The sequence below is a fragment of the Streptomyces sp. NPDC088246 genome (genome assembly GCF_044741025.1).
In the GTDB taxonomy this organism is placed as follows: domain Bacteria; phylum Actinomycetota; class Actinomycetes; order Streptomycetales; family Streptomycetaceae; genus Streptomyces.
The window spans coordinates 1-4,226 of record NZ_JBIURV010000137.1; the positions used below are offsets into that span (position 1 = coordinate 1).

Below are 4,226 nucleotides of genomic sequence, written 5' to 3' on the forward strand. Positions count from 1 at the left end.
CTCGCTGGAGGGAGTTCTGTCCGGTAAGTCCCCCTGTGAGCCTCCGGAGTGATCGCGTAAATTGGGTCGAGCTGGCTCTTATCGCCCTCTAAGAGCCCCGCAGACAGGGACAGCGGGGCTGCAATCGGTGTGGCATGCGCGCAGGGAACGTGTCGGTTTTTGCCGCCCCGCTCGCGTGGCGCCGAGCGGGGCGGTGGGGCAAGAGATCCGGCCGGCGTGGGGTGACGGCCCGACAACAAAGGGCGCCGACGGTTACCCCGGTCCGTCGACCTGGTCCCCGACGGATGAGTACCTATCTTCATGCCCCGCTGCCCCGAGCAGCCGATTGCACGACGAACCGATCGCTTGCCCTCATTCACGCGGCCAGGCCATAAGAAGCGACGTCTGTGGGGCCCGGTGTGCTTTCGTTCAGTCGGCGGTAGGTCGCCACTGGTTGGCCTCCCGGGATGCCGCTCGTGCACCGAGGGACCCGACGGTCAGGGAAACCGCAGCACACGCTGTGATCCCGTATCCGAGAATCGTCCAAGACACGGAGCCTTCCTGTACCAGGGCGATGAAGAACACCGAATGCCATGCGGTCACGGCCCCGGTGACAACGGTGGAGATGAGCAACGGGACGGTCAGATGCCAGGAGGTCACGGAGCGGAATACCCGGCGGTGGCCGGTCAGGACGGAGAGCGGGGCGAGAGCGTGGCGGACCCGGACGAACTCGGCCGCCGCGCTCATTGAACCGGCCACGAGAATGAACAGGATGCCAGTGACGCCGAACAGCTGGATCCAGTTCGGCAGGCGAGAACGCGAGGACCCCAGCCAGTTTCCGCCCAGGGCCTCGACCTGCACCGAGGGATTGGGAAGTGTGAACGCGGCCTGCTTCACTGCGGCGAGCTGCCCCGGTGCGGGGGTCACGACGAGAAGGGACTGTGTGCCGTCCGGCTTCACGCTGATCCGGGGGACCTGTGTGAATCTGAGATCGCCGTACCAGCGGCGCATCTCTTCCACCTTGGCCAACTGGGCACTGCTTCCCGTCAATGCCCTCGCGTCACCGTCACAGGCCACATGCAGCCTGCGTAGGTCGCGGCAGGATCCTCCAATGGTCGTCCAGGGGTCTCTGGACGCTCCCGGATCGTAAAAAGTCCGGTTCAGCAGTATCGAACCGGACGGAAGCGAAGAGCGGAACCGGTCCGTCTCCGGCGCGGTCATTCCGCTGGCAGTCACCTCGATCACCGTGTCCTTGATCCGCTGGTGCGTGGCGGCTGCCGCCTGTGAATGCACTCCGAGCCTGCTGGTCCACACCTGCATCTGGGCGACAATCCCGATACCGATCACCATGGCCAGAGCGAGGCGCACAATCACGCCGGGATGCGCGTGCGTCCACCGTCCGCCGATCATGCGGCCCGCATGCCCCCTGCGCTTCCCGTTGGCGGCGAGCCAGGAGCCCAGGTGGCGGGTGAGGAGTGCCACGACCGAGGAAAGAAAGGCCCACATCACGACGGTCCCGCAGGTGAACACAACAAGCTGGGCCTTCCGGGGCACGTACTGGCTCGTCAGGACCAGCGCGACGCCGACGCCACAGGCGACCAGGCGCCATGCGGGAACACGGGAGGTGAAAGCGGCGGGGCGGGTGGACGTACCGTCCCGGGCAATGCGGTGTGTACCCACCACGATGCCCAGCACGACCAACAGAGATACAGCCGCCGACGCCATGGCGGCCGGCCATGCCGCCCACACGTCACGGTGGTCGAGGATGTACCCGGTGGGCGCGAGGCGGATGTCCCATACGGAGGCCGCGGCATACGGGACGAACGCGATGAGCGTTCCCAGTGCCGCAGGAATCGCGGCTTCACCGATGTTGACGATCATCCGGTGCCGCCATGTCCCACCCAGGGCCTGCAGCAGGCTGCTGCGCCGGTCACGGGTGCGGGAGCCGACCCGAGCAGCGACCACAGCCAGGGCGAGGGCGGGCAGCCCGGTCAGCGCCCAGAGAGCGAGGACGGGGGAGGTCAAAGAGGGCTGATCGGCCATCTCTCCCGTCGCTCCGCCACCGCTTCCGAAGGTGGACACCCCCATCCACCGGGGATCGCCCTTCGGCGGACTGTCCGCCACCCGGACATACGCGATCCGCTCAGAGGGAGTGACCAGCCCATCGTTGGTGATGGTTCCGGCGAACCGTCCGTACCGGTTCAGGATTCCTTCTCCGCGTCCGGTCCTGACGAGTTCGGGAGAAAGTAGGACCTCACCCGGATCCGGCCAGCGGGCCACACCAGCAGGAAGAGGAGCCTCGGGTGTGAGGGGGTGTACAAACACGATGGATACGGGCCTGGAGCCGACAGAGTCGATCCCTTCCCGGTACAGCAGCGTGGCGTCCTTGCTGAAAGTGATCACCGGCCCTCTGGCGTCCGCTCTGGTCTCACGGCCGTGATACGTCGCAACGGTGGCCGCGGTCGCCAAGATGACGAAGGCGACCGCGGCCGCGGCGCAGAACAGACCCCACCAGCGCAGACGGTCGCCGGGAGTGGAGCGGCCCGCTGCGAGACCGATCCTGAACAACTTTCCTGCGGTTCGGACTCTTTCCTGCATCAGAGGGCTCCTGCTTCGGCCAGGATCCCGCCGAGGAGCTCGTGTCGGCGGTCGGCCCGAGCAGCAACCGTCAGGTCGTGCGTGACCAACAGCAGTGCGCAGCCCCGCTCACGGGCAGTCGTGAACAGCAGGCGGGCGACTTCCTCCTTGGCGTCGGGGTCCAAGGCGCCGGTGGGCTCATCGGCGAGGAGGACGTCCGGCTCGGTGATCAGAGCCCGGGCAACGGCAGTGCGCTGGCGCTCGCCGCCGGAGAGCATGCCGGTCGGGGTAGAGCCGACGGGGACACCGAGCTCTTCGAGGAGCTCCTCCGCGCGTCGGTAGGCGTCCTGGTGGCGGCCTCCGTCGAGCAGGACCGGCAGGGCGACGTTCTCTACCGGACTTAGCTCGGGAAGAAGTTCACCGAACTGGAACACCATGCCCAGAGTCTCCCGCCGTACCTGCGCAAGCTGGGTGGACCTGAGGCCGGTGATCTCCCGGCCCCCGGCGGTGATGGTGCCCGCCTGCGGTTTTATCAGGCCGAGGATGCACATGAGCAGCGTCGACTTACCGGACCCGCTGGGGCCGGTCACCGCGACCGACTCGCCGGCGGACACGGACAACTCCACGCTGTCGAGGAGAGTCCGTCCCTCGACCCGATAGCAGAGGCCGCTCACGCGGAGCCCCGGCGAATCGCTTTGCTTCACAGATTTTTGCCTCTTGTCAGAAAATGGGGACACCGCGCCGGCCCGTACCGGGCCAGCGCGGCATATTGGGCGTGGAGAGCAGACTTACGGGATGACCCAGCCCGAGCAGTCGTCCGGCGAGCCGTAGTTCTCGTCGCACGCCTTGAACTTGTAGATTCTGGATCCGTCACCGGAGTAGACGGTGGTTCCCGGTCCGCTGTGATTCCACAGGGTCCGCTTCGTTTCCGAACTGTCCACCCGGTAGTACTCGGCCTTTACCGGGTCCCCATCGCTGCTGTTATCCTTGACGGCTATCTTCCCGCTGTCACCGCCGTCAGCCGGAGACCAGGCATGGGCGCCTTTGGCAACGGCGTCAGCGGCAACGGCAGTGGCCGTAGGAACCGCAAGCGACGCAGTGAGCAGCGCGGCAGCGATGAACTTCGTCCTCGTCATTCGTGTGCACTCCTTCAGATGAAGATGTCGAAAGAACACAGGGCATACCAGAGAGGCATCAGCGGCGTGATCGCCGGTTGATGCAAAGCCTTGGTGACGTCTAAGCCGGGGCCCCAATGTGACGCAGTGATCACCGTAGGCAAGTGCGGTGCATACGAAAAGAGTTGACCTCCAAAGGCTCAAAACCGATCACGGTGCACCAACCTGGCCCTTTGCCCGATGCGTGCACACAAACGCTGCATATGCTGCTGGTAACTACTGGGGAAATTTGACCTGAATCCGATCTTCGGAATAAGAGCCTCCTCACCAGCCAGCGAGAGAGGTTCGGTTCTGGGGAGCTGGATCCCTGTCCGGGGTGAAGCGCCGGGCCGGGGAGGGTCCGGCCGGAGTTTGAAGCCCCGCCGGCGGGATGCCGCGCACGAGCGGTTCGTGGACCTGTCCCGTTACCGTTTTCGTGGCCCCGCAATGGGGTGCCTGGCCCCCGGGTCCGGTATGGCTGTGTGCCCCCTGTCGAAGTCGATGACCTGGGGGGTG

3 protein-coding genes are annotated in these 4,226 nt (G+C 65.9%); all 3 read right to left on the reverse strand.

Annotated features, from left to right (window positions below):
* Positions 1-408: 408 nt before the first annotated feature.
* Entirely contained in the window at positions 409-2,577 is a 2,169-nt protein-coding gene (locus ACIPEK_RS46255; RefSeq protein ID WP_402008945.1) for a permease, read from the reverse strand.
* Positions 2,577-3,260: an ABC transporter ATP-binding protein gene (locus ACIPEK_RS46260; RefSeq protein WP_402008948.1), complete on the reverse strand. Its 684-nt coding sequence runs from the start codon at positions 3,258-3,260 to the stop codon at positions 2,577-2,579. The genes ACIPEK_RS46255 and ACIPEK_RS46260 overlap by 1 nt, the downstream gene beginning before the upstream one ends.
* Before the next feature lie 84 nt (positions 3,261-3,344).
* Positions 3,345-3,692, reverse strand: coding sequence for a hypothetical protein (locus tag ACIPEK_RS46265; RefSeq protein ID WP_402008951.1), 348 nt, complete (start codon positions 3,690-3,692; stop codon positions 3,345-3,347).
* Positions 3,693-4,226 lie beyond the last annotated feature (534 nt).